Raw genomic sequence first — 16,977 nt, 5'->3', positions numbered from 1 at the left:
GATAAATCATGCCCATTCAGGTATTACCGCCACAACTTGCTAATCAGATTGCCGCGGGTGAAGTCGTTGAACGCCCGGCATCGGTGGTGAAAGAGCTGGTGGAAAATAGTCTGGATGCGGGTGCCACGCGCATTGATATCGACATCGAAAAGGGCGGCGCCAAGCTGATCCGCATTCGTGATAACGGTTGTGGCATTAATAAAGATGAGCTGGCGATGGCACTGGCGCGTCACGCGACCAGTAAGATCACGACACTTGACGATCTTGAGGCGATTATCAGCCTCGGATTTCGCGGTGAAGCGCTGGCCAGTATCAGCTCGGTGTCGCGTCTGATCCTGACGTCACGGACGGAAGCACAAAGCGAAGCCTGGCAGGCGTATGCGGAAGGGCGCGATCAGGCGGTGACCGTCAAACCGGCGGCGCATCCGGTGGGCACCACGCTGGAAGTCCTGGATTTGTTCTACAACACCCCGGCGCGCCGCAAATTCATGCGGACCGAAAAAACCGAATTTACCCATATTGATGAAGTGATCCGGCGCATCGCGCTGGCGCGCTTTGATGTGGCGATCTCCCTGACTCATAACGGCAAGCTGGTACGTCAGTATCGTGGCGTCAGCGATAATTCGCAGCGTGAGCGCCGTGTGGCTGCTATCTGCGGCACTGCTTTTATGACTCATGCGCTTGCCATTGAATGGCAGCATGGCGATCTGAGTTTACGCGGCTGGGTGGCTGACCCGGTGGGATCAAAAGCGCTGACGGAATTACAGTACTGCTATGTAAATGGCCGCATGATGCGCGACCGCTTAATCAATCACGCTATCCGTCAGGCCTATCAGGATAAACTGGGGGAACAGCACCAGCCTGCTTATGTCCTTTATCTGGAAATTGACCCGCATCAGGTGGATGTCAACGTACACCCGGCGAAACATGAAGTACGCTTTCATCAGTCGCGCCTGGTGCATGACTTTATCTATCAGGGCGTGGTGAGTGTCTTACAGGAAACGGGCACTGAAGTGCTGCCTGAGATGTCATCTGCCCCCGCTGAACGCTGGCAGCCGGAAAACCGCCAGGCCGCTGGCGGGAATCATTTCGCTGAACCTGCGCCAGTGACGCCACCCCGTACTGCTCCGGCGGGAAATACCGGGAGCGGTGGCAACAGCAGCTGGCAGCGGCAGGAGCCGCAGTATCAGAAGCGTGAAGGTGCCGTCTATCAGCAGCTGTTGAATACCCCGGTCAGTCGTGAAGTGCCGCGCCCGGTGGCGGCCGCAAAAGAAGACAAACCCGCACCGTTAAGCGGGCATGTGCACAGCTTTGGTCGGGTGCTGACGGTGGTACGCGAACAGTATGCGCTGGTTGACGGAACGGCGGGTGTGGCATTAATCGCGCTGGCAGTGGCAGAACGCTGGCTGAAGCAGACGCAGCTGGAACCCGGCAGCGAGGGGCTGAAACCTCAACCACTCTTGATTCCGGTCCGGCTGAAGCTGGAGAAGGCCGAGCGCGAGGCTGGCAACCGCAACGCTGCTTTATTGAGCGAGATGGGCATTGATCTGCTGTTTGACGCTCATCATGTGATGTTACGCGCCGTGCCTTTACCATTACGCCAACAAAATTTACAAAACTTGATTCCAGAAATGTTAGGGTATTTGGCCCGGCAGCAAGATGCTTCAGCCAGCCAGACGGCGCAGTGGTTAGCGCGTCAGTCGGTTTCTGAACATCAGCACTGGAATCACTCGCAGGCGATTACCTTGCTGGCTGAAGTCGAACGGCTTTGCCCGCAGTTAGTGAAATCGCCACCTTCTGGATTATTGCAATACATCGATATTGAATCGGCGATGAACGCCCTGAAGCATGAGTGAACAATCCACGGCTGGCCTGCCTAAGGCAATATTTTTGATGGGGCCTACGGCCTCCGGTAAAACCGCCCTGGCGATTGCATTGCGTCAGGCGCTACCGGTAGAGCTGATTAGTGTTGATTCAGCGCTGATCTACCGCGGGATGGATATTGGTACCGCCAAGCCATCCGCAGAAGAACTTGCGCTCGCGCCCCATCGTTTGCTGGACATACGCGATCCTTCTGAGGCCTATTCAGCCGCAGAGTTTCGGCGCGATGCACTGGCTGAAATGGCGGAAATTACCCGGCGGGGAAATATTCCGTTGCTTGTTGGTGGCACCATGCTTTATTACAAAGCGTTACTGGAAGGATTATCGCCGTTGCCCTCGGCCGATCCAGAAGTACGTCAGCGTATAGAGCAGATGGCGAGTGAAGAAGGCTGGGAAGCCCTTCACCGTCAGTTATGTGATGTAGATCCCGTTGCTGGACGTCGTATTCATCCGAATGATCCCCAGAGACTCTCGCGAGCACTGGAAGTTTTTTTTATTTCGGGTAAAACTTTAACGGAACTGACAAAAACGTCGGGCGATCCTCTGCCATATGATGTTGCACAGTTTGCTATCGCACCTGCGAGTCGTGCATTGATTCATCAGCGTATTGAGCAGCGGTACCATCAGATGTTGGCGTCAGGATTTGAAGCGGAAGCTCGGGCCCTTTTTGCCCGAGGTGATTTGCATACGGACATGCCTTCCATTCGTTGTGTTGGTTATCGCCAGATGTGGTCATATTTATCCGGTGAAATTGATTACGATGACATGGTTTATCGGGGAATTTGCGCAACCCGGCAGTTAGCGAAACGACAGATAACCTGGTTACGCGGCTGGAAGGAAGTTCACTGGCTTGACAGCGAACAGCCTGATGCTGCTTACGACAGAGTGTTACAGGTTCTTAGTGCGAAGCCTGGGTGATTGTGTACAATTGGTGCGTTATCTTGCGCAAATTTTTTACGTCGTATTTCGAACCCTATGGTTCTTAAAGTTACAAACAACAAGCATATAAGGAAAAGATAGAATGGCTAAGGGGCAATCATTGCAAGATCCGTTCTTGAACGCACTGCGTCGTGAACGTGTTCCGGTTTCGATTTATTTGGTAAATGGCATCAAACTTCAGGGCCAGATCGAGTCGTTTGATCAATTTGTTATTCTTTTGAAAAACACGGTTAGCCAGATGGTGTACAAGCACGCGATCTCTACCGTTGTTCCGTCCCGTCCGGTCTCCCATCATAGCAACAATGCAGGTGGCGGAAGCAGCAACTATCATCATAGTGGCAGTAACCAGGGGGCGTCTTCTCAGCCTCAACAAGATAGCGATGACGCTGAATAATTAGCGTGGCTGTCCCTCCAAGACGGGGAGTCTTTTGATCCTGGTTCCCCGTCCTGGCAATACCTTTTATGGCAACGAATCTATCGCCTGGTTTCCTTATTGCGCTAAGACATTAAGCGAATCCATGCAAAAAACGCCGTTTAGTGAGCTAAACGCGCATTTTGAATCTGGTTTTGACGCAGTATGGCCAACGCGCAGCAGGTTTAACAAAGTATCGAGAGGTTTTCAGTTTGTTTGACCGTTATGATGCCGGTGAGCAGGCCGTACTGGTGCACATCTATTTCTCGCAAGACAGAGATACAGAAGATTTACAGGAGTTTGAAACTCTGGTGTCTTCTGCTGGCGTGGAAGCGCTGTGTGTTGTTACCGGCAGCCGCAAAGCGCCACACCCCAAATATTTTGTCGGTGAAGGAAAGGCTGTAGAAATTGCCGATGCGGTAAAAGCGAGCGGTGCCTCCGTGGTGCTGTTCGATCACGCCTTGAGTCCGGCACAGGAGCGTAATCTGGAAGCCCTGTGTGAGTGCCGTGTCATTGACCGCACCGGACTGATCCTGGATATCTTCGCCCAACGCGCGCGAACTCATGAAGGTAAATTGCAGGTTGAGCTGGCGCAGCTGCGTCACCTTGCCACGCGACTGGTTCGCGGCTGGACGCACCTTGAACGCCAGAAAGGCGGCATTGGCCTGCGCGGCCCGGGTGAAACCCAGTTAGAAACCGACCGCCGTTTACTGCGTAACCGTATTACCCTGATTCTTTCCCGCCTTGAACGCGTCTCTAAGCAGCGCGAGCAGGGCAGGCAGGCCCGTAACAAGGCCGATGTCCCAACCGTCTCTCTGGTGGGATACACCAACGCCGGTAAGTCCACACTATTCAACCGCCTGACCACCTCTGAGGTGTATGTGGCTGACCAGCTGTTTGCCACCCTCGACCCGACCTTGCGCCGTGTGGATGTGGTTGATGTGGGTGAAGTGGTGCTGGCCGATACCGTAGGCTTTATCCGCCATCTTCCCCATGACCTGGTGGCGGCATTTAAAGCAACGTTGCAGGAAACCCGTGAGGCAACCTTGTTGCTGCATGTGATTGATGCAGCGGATGCCCGGCTTGATGACAACATCAAAGCGGTTAACGTGGTGTTGGAAGAAATTGAATCCGATGAAATCCCCAGCCTGCTGGTGATGAATAAAATCGATATGCTGGATGATTTCGTTCCGCGTATCGACCGTGATGAAGAAAACCTGCCCATCCGCGTCTGGCTTTCAGCCCAGACCGGGGAAGGAATTCCACTGTTATTCCAGGCGCTGACTGAGCGTCTGGCCGGTGAAATCGCACAGTATGATTTACGCCTGCCGCCAGCAGCTGGGCGGTTACGTAGCCGCTTTTACCAGTTGCAGGCGATAGAGAAAGAGTGGAATGAAGACGATGGTAGCGTAGGGTTACATGTGCGTATGCCAATCGTTGACTGGCGTCGCCTGTGTAAACAGGAACCCTCGCTGGTCGATTATATTGTTTAACTGATGTTGCCTGACACGTGTATCCCGGCCTGGGATACCACCGCACACACAATTAATGGAGTATAAACATGGCGTGGAATCAGCCCGGGAATAACGGACAGGACCGCGACCCGTGGGGAAGCAGCAATAACCAAGGCGGCAACTCTGGGGGAAATAAAGGAGGGCGCGATAAGGGGCCTCCTGATTTAGATGATATCTTCCGTAAGCTGAGCAATAAGCTCGGTGGCCTGGGCGGTGGTAAAAAAGGCGGTGACGGCAATGGCAGTGGCCAGCGCAAACCCGGCAATGCCGGACGTCTGGTCGGCATCGTGGCAGTGGCTGCGGTCGTTATCTGGGCTGCCAGCGGCTTCTATACCATCAAAGAAGCCGAGCGCGGCGTGGTAACACGCTTCGGGAAGTTCAGTCATCTGGTCGAGCCTGGTCTGAACTGGAAACCGACTTTCGTTGATCAGGTGCGTGCGGTGAACGTGGAGGCGGTGCGTGAGCTGTCTGCTTCCGGCACCATGCTGACCTCTGATGAAAACGTCGTGCGCGTTGAGATGAACGTGCAGTACCGCGTGACCAACCCGGAACGCTATCTGTTCGCTGTGACCAGTGCTGATGACAGCCTGCGTCAGGCAACTGACAGCGCCCTGCGTGGCGTCATCGGACGTTCAACCATGGACCGTATCCTGACCGAAGGCCGTACCGTGGTGCGTAGCGAAACTCAGCGTGAGCTGGAAGAAACTGTGCGTCCGTACGATATGGGTATCACCCTGCTGGACGTCAACTTCCAGACAGCGCGTCCACCGGAAGATGTGAAAGCCTCCTTCGATGATGCGATTGCTGCACGTGAAAACCGTGAGCAGGCTGTTCGTGAAGCAGAAGCCTACGCTAATGACAAACTGCCACGTGCTCGTGGTGATGCGCAGGGGATTCTGGAACAGGCTCGTGCCTACAAATCTCGCGTCACACTGGAAGCTCAGGGTGAAGTCGACAGCTTTGCGCGTATTCTGCCCGAATACAAAGCCGCACCGCAGATTACCCGCGAGCGTCTGTATATCGAAACCATGGAGCGCGTGCTGGGTCATACCCGCAAGGTGCTGGTTAACGATAAAGGCAACAATCTGATGGTCTTGCCACTGGATCAGCTGATGCGTGGCCAGAGCGGTGCATCTGCCAATGGTCAGGACGGAAGCGGCGGTCTGCTGCGTCTGCCACCGGCATCAGGCAGTAACGAGCGCGCCAGCGGCAGTTCGTCGTTCAGTCCGGACGACATTATGGATCAGCGCCGGGTGAATGCTCAGCGTAACGACACCCAGCGCGAAGGGAGAGAGTAAGCGATGCGTAAGCCATTAATCGTAGTATTGATTGTTGTGCTGGTGGTGCTGTACGCGTCACTGTTTGTTGTGCAGGAAGGCCAGCGTGGCATTGTGATGCGCTTTGGTAAAGTTCTGCGCGATTCTGAAAATAAACCGCTGGTCTACGCGCCAGGTCTGCACTTCAAGATCCCATTCCTGGAATCCGTGAAGTCACTTGATGCGCGTATTCAGACGATGGACAACCAGGCCGATCGCTTCGTCACCAAAGAGAAGAAAGACCTGATCGTTGATTCCTACATCAAATGGCGTGTCAGCGACTTCAGCCGTTACTACCTCGCCACTGGCGGCGGTGATGTGTCTCAGGCCGAAGTGCTGCTGAAACGTAAGTTCAGTGACCGTCTGCGTTCTGAGATTGGTCGTCTGGATGTAAAAGATATCGTGACTGACTCACGTGGCCGTCTGACGACAGATGTGCGTGATGCACTGAACACCGGTAGCGCAGGCAAGGATGATGAAGTGGCAACACCAGCCGCAGATGATGCGATTGCTTCTGTTGCGAAACGTGTTGAAAGCGAGACGAACAGCAACGAACCGGCTATCAACCCGAACAGTATGGCGGCGTTGGGTATCCAGGTCGTTGATGTGCGTATCAAGCAGATTAACCTGCCAACGGAAGTCTCTGACGCGATCTATGCACGTATGCGTGCCGAGCGTGAATCTGTTGCCCGTAGCCAGCGTGCTCAGGGTGCAGAAGAAGCCGCGAAGGTGAGAGCTCAGGCAGATTACGAAGTTGAACGTACGCTGGCTGAAGCCCGTCGTCAGGCGCTGATCACTCAGGGTGAAGGCGATGCGGAAGTGGCGAAACTGTTTGCGAATGCATTCAGCCAGGACCCGGACTTCTATGCCTTTATCCGTAGCCTGCGTGCTTACGAAAACAGCTTCAAGAGCAATCAGGATGTGATGGTGCTAAGCCCGGATAGCGATTTCTTCCGCTTTATGAAGAGTCCGTCGACCACGACGCGCTAATCCTCTACTATCGCACCCTAAGGGCCGGAATTTCCGGCCCTTTTTTTATGTTTCTTTCAACGGCAAAGACAGTGAGTGAACAACATGAACGCGACAGTGTGGATGGCGCTGGGGTTAGTACTGGTATTTGAAGGATTAGGCCCGATGCTGTATCCGCGTCTCTGGCGGCGGATGATTATCACGATGGCGCGGATGCCGGATGGCCTGCTGCGGCGCGTGGGTGGTGGGCTGGTGGTTGCTGGTGCGGTGATCTATTACATGGTGAACCGGGGTAACGGCGGTTAAGTATATCGCGCACTGCGATCCCGCCGCACAAAGTGCTGACTGGCAAAAAAGTACGCAATCGTATGCTAAAACTGCTGAAAGAGGGAAATGACGATGGTAGAATCCTTTTTTAAGCAATCGGTGATTTTGAAAAATGGGTAAGAACGTCGTCGTACTGGGCACCCAATGGGGTGACGAAGGTAAAGGTAAGATAGTTGACCTCCTGACAGAACGTGCAAAATACGTTGTGCGCTACCAGGGAGGCCATAACGCTGGCCATACGCTAGTCATCAACGGTGAGAAAACCGTCCTCCACTTAATTCCATCTGGCATCCTGCGTGAGAACGTGACCAGCATCATCGGCAACGGTGTTGTGCTGTCTCCTGCTGCGCTGATGAAAGAGATGAAAGGTCTGGAAGATCGCGGCTTCCCGGTACGCGAGCGTCTGTTCATTTCTGAAGCCTGCCCACTGATCCTTGAGTATCATGTGGCGCTGGACGTCGCGCGCGAAAAAGCCCGTGGCGCAAAAGCTATCGGCACCACCGGTCGCGGTATCGGCCCGGCCTATGAAGATAAAGTGGCTCGCCGTGGTCTGCGCGTGGGCGATCTGTTCAACAAAGAGACCTTCGCCGCGAAGCTGAAAGAAGTCATGGAATTCCATAACTTCCAGCTGGTGAACTACTACAAAGTTGAAGCGGTAGACTACGATAAAGTATTGGCGGATACTCTGGCGATTGCCGATATCCTGACGGGTATGGTGGTTGACGTTTCCGAACTGCTGGACGGCGCGCGTAAGCGTGGCGATCTGATCATGTTCGAAGGCGCGCAGGGCACACTGCTGGATATCGACCACGGTACTTATCCGTATGTGACCTCGTCTAACACCACCGCGGGTGGCGTAGCAACGGGTTCAGGCATCGGTCCACGTTACGTTGACTATGTACTGGGTATCGTGAAAGCGTACTCCACTCGCGTGGGTGCAGGTCCGTTCCCGACTGAGCTGTTTGACGAAACGGGCGAGTTCCTGTGCAAACAGGGTAACGAGTTCGGCGCCACGACTGGCCGTCGTCGTCGTACTGGCTGGCTGGATGCGGTTGCTGTGCGCCGTGCCGTTCAGATTAACTCCCTTTCTGGCTTCTGCATGACCAAACTGGACGTGCTGGATGGCCTGAAAGAGGTGAAAATCTGTGTTGCTTACCGCATGCCAGATGGCCGCGAAGTCACTACCACCCCGCTGGCAGCAGAAGGTTGGGAAGGTATTGAGCCAATCTATGAAACCATGCCAGGATGGTCTGAGACCACGTTTGGTGTGAAAACGCTGGAAGGTCTGCCGCAGGCAGCGCTTGACTATATCAAGCGCGTTGAAGACGTAACCGGAGTGCCGATTGATATTATTTCTACCGGCCCGGACCGTAGCGAAACCATGATTCTGCGCGACCCGTTTGACGCATAATTCAGTTTCAGGCCGGGCATTGCCCGGCCAGCTTTTATGCAGTACCGGTTTCCTGCCGTTCCCTTCTGCCGTTCTCACCTTAAATAAATTGGCCCGGCTAGCTGTGGCTGGTTTATTATCATTGTTATCCATACAAATTCTTGAGCGGATCACAACTTCACCTGCGGTTGTATCTCTGAGGTTACTGTGCAGCTAACCAGTTTTACCGATTACGGCTTACGTGCGCTGATCTATCTCGCTTCGCTACCTGCAGGTAAGATGACCAGTATCAGTGAGGTGACTGACACCTACGGTGTGTCGCGTAATCATATGGTCAAAATTATCAATCACCTTAGTCGTGCCGGGTACATTGCAGCAGTGCGTGGCAAAAATGGCGGTATCCGTTTGGGTAAACCCGCCAGAGACATTGTGATTGGTCAGGTGGTGCGCGCGCTGGAACCACTGCAGTTGGTGAACTGCCACAGTGACTTTTGTCACATCACCTCAGCCTGCCGCCTGAAAAAAGCGCTGCATGATGCCGTACAGAGTTTTCTGCGCGAGCTTGATCAATACACCCTGGCCGACCTGGTTGAAAACAACAATCCGCTCTACCAAATTTTGCTGAGTGAACGACCTTCACTGAGCAGCTGACAACGGAGGAACCTCGATGTCACACGATCCCTTTCAGGAACGCGAAGCTGAAAAGTACGAAAACCCTATTCCAAGCCGCGAATTCATTCTTGCCCACCTGGACAAACGTGAAAAACCGGCCAGCCGTGAAGAGCTGGCAGAAGAGTTAGCGATTAGCGGAGAAGAGCAGACTGAAGCGCTGCGTCGCCGCCTGCGCGCCATGGAGCGTGACGGGCAGTTGGTGTTTACCCGCCGCCAGTGCTACGCGCTGCCAGAACGTCTGGACCTGTTAAAAGGGAAAGTCATCGGTCACCGCGACGGCTTCGGCTTCTTACGCATTGAAGGCAGCAAAGACGATCTCTATCTCTCTGCCGAACAGATGAAAATGTGCATGCACGGGGACATGATCCTCGCGCAGGCAATGGGCGCTGACCGTAAAGGCCGCCGCGAAGCGCGCGTTGTGCGCGTGGTTGAACCGCGTAATGCCCAGATTGTTGGCCGTTACTTCACTGATTCCGGTGTGGGTTTTGTGGTGCCGGACGACAGCCGTCTGAGCTTCGACATCCTGATCCCGGCTGAGGAGCTGATGGGCGCACGCATGGGCTTTGTGGTGGTGGTGGAGCTGACTCAGCGTCCAACCCGTCGCAGCAAAGCTGTCGGTAAAGTCGTTGAAGTGCTGGGCGACAATATGGGCACCAGCATGGCCGTGGATATGGCGCTGCGCACCCATGATATTCCGCATGAATGGCCGGAAGCGCTGGAAAAACAGATCGCTCACCTGAGTGAAGAAGTGCCGGAAGAGGCCAAACAGGGCCGCGTTGATCTGCGTGATCTGCCGCTGGTGACCATTGATGGCGAAGATGCGCGTGACTTTGATGACGCCGTATTCTGTGAGCGCAAACGTGGCGGCGGCTGGCGTCTGTGGGTAGCCATTGCCGACGTAAGCTACTACGTGCGCCCCGGCACTCCGCTGGACGATGAAGCGGTCAACCGTGGAACCTCGGTGTACTTCCCGTCTCAGGTAGTGCCAATGCTGCCGGAAGTGCTGTCTAACGGCCTGTGTTCACTGAACCCGGAAGTTGACCGTCTGTGCATGGTGTGTGAGATGACTATCTCCACGACCGGTAAACTGACGGGCTACAAGCACTACGAAGCGGTGATGAACTCCTTCGCGCGTCTGACGTACAACAAAGTGTGGAATATTCTGCAGGGTCATCAGGAGCTGCGTCAGCAATATGAGCCGCTGGTGAAAGACCTGGAAGAGCTGCACCGCATGTACCTGGCGCTGGAAAAATCGCGTGAGCAGCGTGGCGGTATCTCGTTTGAAACCGACGAAGCGAAATTTATCTTCAATGCCGATCGCCGTATTGAACGTGTGGAGCAGGTTTCCCGCAACGATGCGCACAAGCTGATTGAAGAGTGCATGATCTTGGCGAACATTGCCTCGGCGCGTTACGTTGAGAAAAACAACGAGCCGGCTCTGTTCCGCGATCACGATCGTCCAGGCGATGAAAGCATTAAGAGCTTCCGCTCCGTGCTGAATGAGCTGGGCCTGACGCTGCCAGGTGGTGATAAACCGCAGCCTGTTGATTACTCGGCACTGCTGAGCCAGATCGCGGGTCGTCAGGATCACGAAATGCTGCAAACCATGCTGCTGCGTTCGATGAAGCAGGCCGTTTATGACCCGGAAAACCGTGGCCACTTTGGCCTGGCGCTGGCGTCCTATGCGCACTTCACGTCGCCGATCCGTCGTTACCCTGATCTGCTGTTACACCGTGCCATCAAGTATCTGCTGGCGAAAGAAGCAGGCACTTTAGAGGGCAATACGACGCCAACCGGTGGCTACCACTACGAAATGCCGCAGATGCTGCAACTCGGCCAGCACTGTTCAATGACAGAGCGCCGTGCGGATGAAGCGACCCGTGATGTTGCCGACTGGCTGAAGTGTGACTTTATGCAGGATCAGGTTGGGGAAACCTTTACCGGTGTGATCTCCAGCGTGACCGGATTTGGCTTCTTTGTGCGACTGACCGACCTGTTTATCGATGGTCTGGTTCACGTGTCTACCCTGGATAATGACTACTATCGCTTTGATGCGATTGGTCAGCGTCTGATTGGTGAATCCGGCGGCCGTACTTATCGCCTCGGTGACACGGTGGAAGTGCGTGTTGATGCGGTGCATATGGACGAACGTAAGATCGATTTCGCGCTGATCTCAAGCAGCCGTAAACCGCGTGGCGAAGGGAAAACCGAACGCGAACGCGAAAAACGTGCGGCACCGAAGAACAGCGGCAGTCGTCGTCGTGCTCCGCGTAAAGGCGCAAACTTTGAGCCGGACAATGCTTTCCGTCCGGCAAAAACCGCTGACAGCGCGCCTGCTGCTGACGCTGCTGCCAAAGAGAAAAAACCACGCAAGCCATCGGATAAAACCCGTAAAATCGCTTCGGCTACCCGCGCGAAGCGTGCGAAGAAAACCGACGGCGCATAACGGCCAGGGTCGACCGTAACAAAGGGTCGACCCCTACGCTGCACCGCAAATACCCTTACCGTAGGGGCTGACCTTCTTTTTCGGTCAGCCCGCTCACTGAATATGAAAGTTGAGTATCTGAACCATGAGTGAAATTGTTTTTGGTATCCACGCCGTACAGGCGCTGCTCGACAGCGATCCACAGCGTTTCCAGGAAGTCTTTATCCTGAAAGGGCGCGACGATCGTCGTTTACAGACGCTGGTTAAAGCGCTGGAAGCGCAGGGCATCGTGATTCAGGTCGCGAGCAAGCAGGTGCTGGATAGCAAATCAGAAGGTGCTGTTCACCAGGGTATCATTGCCCGCGTGAAACCAGGGCGTCAGTATCAGGAAGGCGATCTGCCGGATCTGCTGGCCAGCCTGGACAGCCCGTTCCTGCTGATTCTGGATGGCGTAACCGACCCGCACAACCTCGGCGCCTGCATGCGCAGCGCGGATGCAGCAGGTGTGCATGCGATCATTCTGCCAAAAGACCGTTCAGCTCAGTTGAATGCCACGGCGAAAAAAGTCGCCAGCGGCGCAGCAGAGCATATCCCGCTGATCCGAGTGACCAACCTGGCGCGTACCATGCGTGTATTGCAGGAAGCGAACGTGTGGATTGTTGGCACGGCCGGTGAAGCTGACCACACGTTGTACCAGAGCAAAATGACCGGCCCAATGGCGCTGGTGATGGGTGCGGAAGGGGAAGGGATGCGTCGCCTGACGCGTGAGCACTGTGATGAGCTGATCAGCATTCCTATGGCAGGTAGCGTCTCTTCGCTTAACGTCTCGGTCGCAACCGGTGTTTGCCTGTTTGAAGCGGTGCGTCAGCGCAGCGCGAAATAAATGATCCGGGGCGCGCTCTGCGCCCCGATATTCCCTGATTACTTCACGTCACTGTCAGTTCTACCCGCCCCATAGAAAATCGCACTGGCGTACCACAAGCCGGGTGCTACCGTTTCATTGACCAGCAGAATTTGATAGTAACGCGCACCGGCTGCATTGGCTTTCACGGCCAGTGCCCGCACGGCATCATCAGGCGATCCACGTACGGTCACGCTGGCACTACCGAGGCGCGGCAAAGCACCACTCTGCGTGCGATTGATCTCTACCGCCTGAACGCCAGGCGGCGGTGGAGGCTGCGGCGTACTCTTCAGCACACTACAGCCACTTAATAACAGGGCAAACAGCAAAACGGTTACCGGGCGCATAGTCATCATCTCAAAACGATACCTGGATTCAGTGTACGCCAGTTTATGACTTGACGTTAAACACCTGCACCAGTTCGATAAGGTGATGCCCTTTACGGCTGAGTTCCTGTGCGGTCTGCTCCGAATGCATCACCAACTCGCTGTTCTGATGGGTGGCCTGGCCGATTTGTGCCATCGCAATGTTCACATGACCGATGCCGGTCGATTGCTCGTGTGAGGCAACGTTAATCTCACTCATCAATGCTTTCACCTGATCAATACGCCCGGTGATGTTATCCATCGCCTGGCGGGTTTGTTCAGACAGATCGTGCCCCTGCACCACTTTACGTAATGAGTCGGCAATCAGATGGTCAATCTCTTTGGCCGCATGCGCACTGCGTTGAGCCAGCGCCCGCACTTCGGCTGCGACCACCGCGAAACCTTTGCCGTTTTCACCAGCGCGTGCCGCCTCTACTGCCGCATTCAGGGCCAGAATATTGGTCTGGAAAGCAATGGACTCGATGACCTGTGTGATATCGGCAATGCCCTGTGATGCCGTCTTGATATCAGACATCGTGATCACTGACTGGCCAACCGTGGCTGAACCTTGGCTGACCGCGTCGGCTGCTTCACCGACCAGGCGCAGCGCCTGGGTGACATTCCCGGCGTTCTGTTCCACCGTGGCGCCAAGCTGCTCCATACTGGCGGATGTTTCCTCGACGCTGCTGGCCTGGCGGGTGATCTGCTCGCTGATGTTACTGCTGCTGGTGACAATGGCTTCGGTGCCGCTGGCAATCTCATCAGCGGCGTGACGCACCTGAGCGACGACCCGCTCCAGCCCATCGCCGATACCGTTAATTGCCACGATCAGCTGGCCCACTTCGTCCTGGCGTTGGGTACTCAACGTCGCCAGCAGGTTACCGGCTGCATACTGTTGTGCCAGCGTGATCACCTGTTGCAGTGGCTGGCTCAACCAGCGGCGGGTGACCCAGACGAACATCACGGCAAACAGCACGACCAGTGCAGTACCTATCAGCAGAAACAGATTGCGTGTCTGCTGAACTGGCCCCAGCAGGCTGGTCTTGTCGACGTCACCCACCACGACCCAGTTCCACTCTGGTAAGTATTGCCAGGCGAGGATCCGTTCCTTCCCATTGCCATCAGTGGCTTCCAGTGTTCCCTGTGGTTGAGTTAACAGCTGCTGCCGGGTCTCCTGCGGCAGATCCGGTACTTTACCTTCAAGGGAGGAGTGGAACAGGTAGAGGCCATTCTGTTTCCCCGGTGCACGGTTCAGCACGTAAAAAGAACCACTGTCGCCGAGATGCTTTGCCAGCACTTTTTGGCGGATCACCGCATACTGTTTCGTGATGTCCACACCGACAAACAGAATGGCAATGACCCGGCCTGCATCATCACGTACCGGCTGGTACTGCGTGATGTAGCGTTTGCCAAACAGCAAGGTTATACCGCGAAAAATATCGCCTTTCTGTATCGGTTGCCAGGCGGGGCTGTTATGGTCAAGCCGGGTGCCAATTGCGCGTTCACCATCTTCTTTACGCAAGGATGTGGAGACGCGGATAAATTCGTTGTCCTGGGTACGGACGAAAATGGTGGCGATAGCACCTGTACGTTCTTTGAAGTCATCGACCAGTACCTGATCCAGATTCAGGGTGCGCAGCCCGGCACGCAGGGTGGGTGTCTGTTGTTCACCGATCGCGATTTGCTGTGATTCATCCAGAGAAAAGCGTTTCGGCAGGAAGCTTTGGAATAATCCGGTGTAATTGCTGACTTCTTCACCCAGGGTGGTGTTAAACATGCTGCTCATATCGCCGATGCCATTCACCTGGTTTTCCATATCAGCCAGTGTCAGGGTATGGACTTGTTTTGCTGCATTATGGCTCAGTGTCAGGGTTAAAATAATAAACAGCACTGCCACGCTCAAAGAGGTCAGTACCGAAAGTTTTACGCCCAGACTCCATGTCTTAAGAGAGAGACGTTTCATTGTTATGCCTTACATTGTTAGAGTCTTACTCAAGTTAACGGCAGGCGAGTCGTAAAATTTACCCTATAAACGAAATGGGAATCTTGCGTGGTTTTTTGTGAGCAATATCACATTAATGCTCTTGCACTGTTAACGCTTAAAGCAGTGCTATGTTCCTGAAAAAAGAGTGTGCCGCGCTGAATTTGACAAGGAGATGTAATGATTGAAGTGAACACAGAAATCTTCGCCAATATCGAATGTTTACATGCCTGTCCGGCAGGAAAAATGCAGGAACCCCTTCCCACCGTGCTGTTCTATCATGGTTACACCTCGTCAAAAGAGGTCTATTCCTACTTTGCGGTAGCACTGGCGCAAGCGGGTTTTCGTGCCATTCTGCCCGATGCGGATATGCACGGCGCGCGTTACAACGGTGACGAGGAGCGGCGCTTGACCCACTTCTGGGAGATCCTGCGCAGCAATATTGACGAACTGCCGGGCATTGAACGGGCGCTTCGTGAAAAGAAACTCGTGGACGGTGTGCGGCTGGCGGTGGCCGGGGCCTCGATGGGCGGGATGACTGCGCTGGGCGCGCTGGCGCGCTACCCACAGCTGCGCAGCGCGGCCTGTATGATGGGATCAGGCTATTTCAGCCAGCTGGCACAAACACTCTTTCCACCGCTGGTGGCGCGTAGCCCGGACGAGCGCAAAATGCTGGCTGAACGGCTGGCACCGCTGGATGAGTATGAGGTCAGCCATCAGCTAGAAAAGATGGCTAACCGGCCTCTGCTGGTGTGGCATGGTGAGGCGGATGATGTGGTTCCCGCTGCGGAAAGCGTCAGGCTGGAGAAAGCGCTGCGTGAAAGCGGGCAGAACGCCAATCTGACCTTCCTGACGGAAAAAGGCATCGGGCACCGCATCACGCCGCCAGCGCTGACCGCCATGACGGCATTTTTTAAACATCATTTGTGATTTTTGATGATTGAGTATGGGCGGACATTTTTTCGGTTCGCCCGAAATACCGCGTTGAATACCGATCTTTGCCTTGTGTTATCCCCTCCCCGCAAGTATGATTACGCGTCAATTTTTCAGCCGCATTCTCAGGTTGTGACCCGGTATTATTTGGTCACGGCTTATAACGTTCCTTGCTTCCATGGGCCGCGGTTGACCCCGACAGGAGGCTGAATAATCCGTAAGGAGCAAATTCGATGCGTCATTACGAAATCGTATTTATGGTTCACCCTGACCAAAGCGAACAGGTTCCTGGCATGATCGAGCGTTACTCTGCAACCATCACTGGTGCAGAAGGTACGATCCACCGCCTGGAAGACTGGGGCCGTCGTCAGCTGGCTTACCCGATCAACAAACTGCACAAAGCCCACTACGTTCTGCTGAACGTTGAAGCTCCGCAGGAAGCGATCGATGAGCTGGAAACTAACTTCCGCTTCAACGACGCCGTTATCCGCAGCATGGTTATGCGCGTTAAGCACGCGGTAACTGAAGCATCTCCGATGGTTAAAGCGAAAGATGAGCGTCGTGATCGTCGCGAAGATTTTGCTAACGAAACCTCTGATGATGCAGATGCTGGGGATTCTGAAGAGTAATTTCCATGGCGGCTAACCGACTGACGCTGTCTGGCACTGTGTGCAAGACACCAATGCGAAAAGTCAGCCCGTCAGGAATTCCACACTGCCAGTTCGTGCTTGAGCATCGTTCAGAGCAGGTGGAAGCCGGTTTTAACCGGCAAGCCTGGTGCCGTATGCCGGTGATTATCAGCGGCAAAGCCCATCAGGCTATTACTCAAAGTATAACGGTCGGCACGCAGCTAACTGTTCAGGGTTTTATTTGCAGCCATCAAGGGCGCAACGGCCTGAACAAACTCGTACTGCATGCCGAGCAGATTGAATTGATAGATTCTGGAGACTAG

General features: G+C 54.6%; 16 protein-coding genes. 14 read left to right on the top strand and 2 right to left on the bottom strand.

Annotated elements, in window-relative coordinates:
* The first annotated feature begins 8 nt into the window (after nucleotides 1-8).
* The 11 genes from mutL (at nucleotide 9) to rlmB (ending at nucleotide 12,728) form a co-directional block, all read left to right on the top strand.
* Entirely contained in the window at nucleotides 9-1,856 is a 1,848-nt protein-coding gene (gene mutL / locus ACFL9S_RS08845; protein WP_405261475.1) for a DNA mismatch repair endonuclease MutL, read from the top strand.
* Nucleotides 1,849-2,799, top strand: coding sequence for a tRNA (adenosine(37)-N6)-dimethylallyltransferase MiaA (miaA, locus tag ACFL9S_RS08840; protein WP_405261474.1), 951 nt, complete (start codon nucleotides 1,849-1,851; stop codon nucleotides 2,797-2,799). The genes mutL and miaA overlap by 8 nt, the downstream gene beginning before the upstream one ends.
* 103 nt (nucleotides 2,800-2,902) lie before the next feature.
* The gene (gene hfq / locus ACFL9S_RS08835; protein ID WP_191934338.1) at nucleotides 2,903-3,214 is read left to right on the top strand and encodes an RNA chaperone Hfq; all 312 of its coding nucleotides are present in this window, start codon (nucleotides 2,903-2,905) and stop codon (nucleotides 3,212-3,214) included.
* Between the two features lie 230 nt (nucleotides 3,215-3,444).
* Nucleotides 3,445-4,725, top strand: a complete 1,281-nt coding sequence (hflX, locus tag ACFL9S_RS08830; protein ID WP_405261473.1) for a ribosome rescue GTPase HflX — start codon at nucleotides 3,445-3,447, stop codon at nucleotides 4,723-4,725.
* Nucleotides 4,726-4,793: 68 nt separating this feature from the next.
* Nucleotides 4,794-6,044, top strand: a complete 1,251-nt coding sequence (gene hflK, locus ACFL9S_RS08825; RefSeq protein ID WP_405261472.1) for an FtsH protease activity modulator HflK — start codon at nucleotides 4,794-4,796, stop codon at nucleotides 6,042-6,044.
* A gap of 3 nt (nucleotides 6,045-6,047) precedes the next feature.
* The gene (gene hflC, locus ACFL9S_RS08820) at nucleotides 6,048-7,052 is read left to right on the top strand and encodes a protease modulator HflC (RefSeq protein WP_405261471.1); all 1,005 of its coding nucleotides are present in this window, start codon (nucleotides 6,048-6,050) and stop codon (nucleotides 7,050-7,052) included.
* 84 nt (nucleotides 7,053-7,136) lie between these two features.
* Nucleotides 7,137-7,337 (top strand): DUF2065 domain-containing protein, encoded by a 201-nt coding sequence (locus tag ACFL9S_RS08815; protein WP_405261470.1) that lies wholly within the window; start codon nucleotides 7,137-7,139, stop codon nucleotides 7,335-7,337.
* A 133-nt stretch (nucleotides 7,338-7,470) separates the two neighbouring features.
* Entirely contained in the window at nucleotides 7,471-8,769 is a 1,299-nt protein-coding gene (locus ACFL9S_RS08810) for an adenylosuccinate synthase (protein ID WP_133842553.1), read from the top strand.
* Between the two features lie 186 nt (nucleotides 8,770-8,955).
* Entirely contained in the window at nucleotides 8,956-9,399 is a 444-nt protein-coding gene (nsrR, locus tag ACFL9S_RS08805; RefSeq protein WP_405261469.1) for a nitric oxide-sensing transcriptional repressor NsrR, read from the top strand.
* 16 nt (nucleotides 9,400-9,415) lie between these two features.
* Nucleotides 9,416-11,866, top strand: coding sequence for a ribonuclease R (gene rnr, locus ACFL9S_RS08800; RefSeq protein WP_405261468.1), 2,451 nt, complete (start codon nucleotides 9,416-9,418; stop codon nucleotides 11,864-11,866).
* Between the two features lie 124 nt (nucleotides 11,867-11,990).
* Nucleotides 11,991-12,728 carry a 23S rRNA (guanosine(2251)-2'-O)-methyltransferase RlmB gene (gene rlmB / locus ACFL9S_RS08795; protein ID WP_062745656.1) on the top strand — a complete coding sequence of 246 codons (738 nt, stop codon included), beginning with the start codon at nucleotides 11,991-11,993 and terminating at the stop codon, nucleotides 12,726-12,728.
* A gap of 38 nt (nucleotides 12,729-12,766) precedes the next feature.
* Here rlmB and bsmA read toward each other — a convergent pair whose 3' ends face one another.
* Nucleotides 12,767-13,093: a biofilm peroxide resistance protein BsmA gene (bsmA, locus tag ACFL9S_RS08790; RefSeq protein ID WP_405261596.1), complete on the bottom strand. Its 327-nt coding sequence runs from the start codon at nucleotides 13,091-13,093 to the stop codon at nucleotides 12,767-12,769.
* Nucleotides 13,094-13,136: 43 nt separating this feature from the next.
* Nucleotides 13,137-15,074, bottom strand: a complete 1,938-nt coding sequence (locus tag ACFL9S_RS08785; protein ID WP_405261467.1) for a methyl-accepting chemotaxis protein — start codon at nucleotides 15,072-15,074, stop codon at nucleotides 13,137-13,139.
* Between the two features lie 198 nt (nucleotides 15,075-15,272).
* Here ACFL9S_RS08785 and yjfP point away from each other — a divergent pair, with 198 nt between their 5' ends.
* The 3 genes from yjfP (at nucleotide 15,273) to priB (ending at nucleotide 16,977) form a co-directional block, all read left to right on the top strand.
* A complete protein-coding gene (gene yjfP, locus ACFL9S_RS08780; protein WP_405261466.1) occupies nucleotides 15,273-16,022 on the top strand; it encodes an esterase in 750 nt (249 codons plus the stop codon).
* A gap of 236 nt (nucleotides 16,023-16,258) precedes the next feature.
* A complete protein-coding gene (rpsF, locus tag ACFL9S_RS08775; protein ID WP_034891402.1) occupies nucleotides 16,259-16,654 on the top strand; it encodes a 30S ribosomal protein S6 in 396 nt (131 codons plus the stop codon).
* A gap of 5 nt (nucleotides 16,655-16,659) precedes the next feature.
* Nucleotides 16,660-16,977: a primosomal replication protein N gene (gene priB / locus ACFL9S_RS08770; RefSeq protein WP_133842547.1), complete on the top strand. Its 318-nt coding sequence runs from the start codon at nucleotides 16,660-16,662 to the stop codon at nucleotides 16,975-16,977.

The organism is Erwinia sp. AnSW2-5, from assembly GCF_045107195.1.
In the GTDB taxonomy this organism is placed as follows: Bacteria; Pseudomonadota; Gammaproteobacteria; order Enterobacterales; family Enterobacteriaceae; genus Erwinia.
Note: the sequence above shows the minus strand (reverse complement) of the source record. Positions and strands in the feature narration are given on the sequence as shown.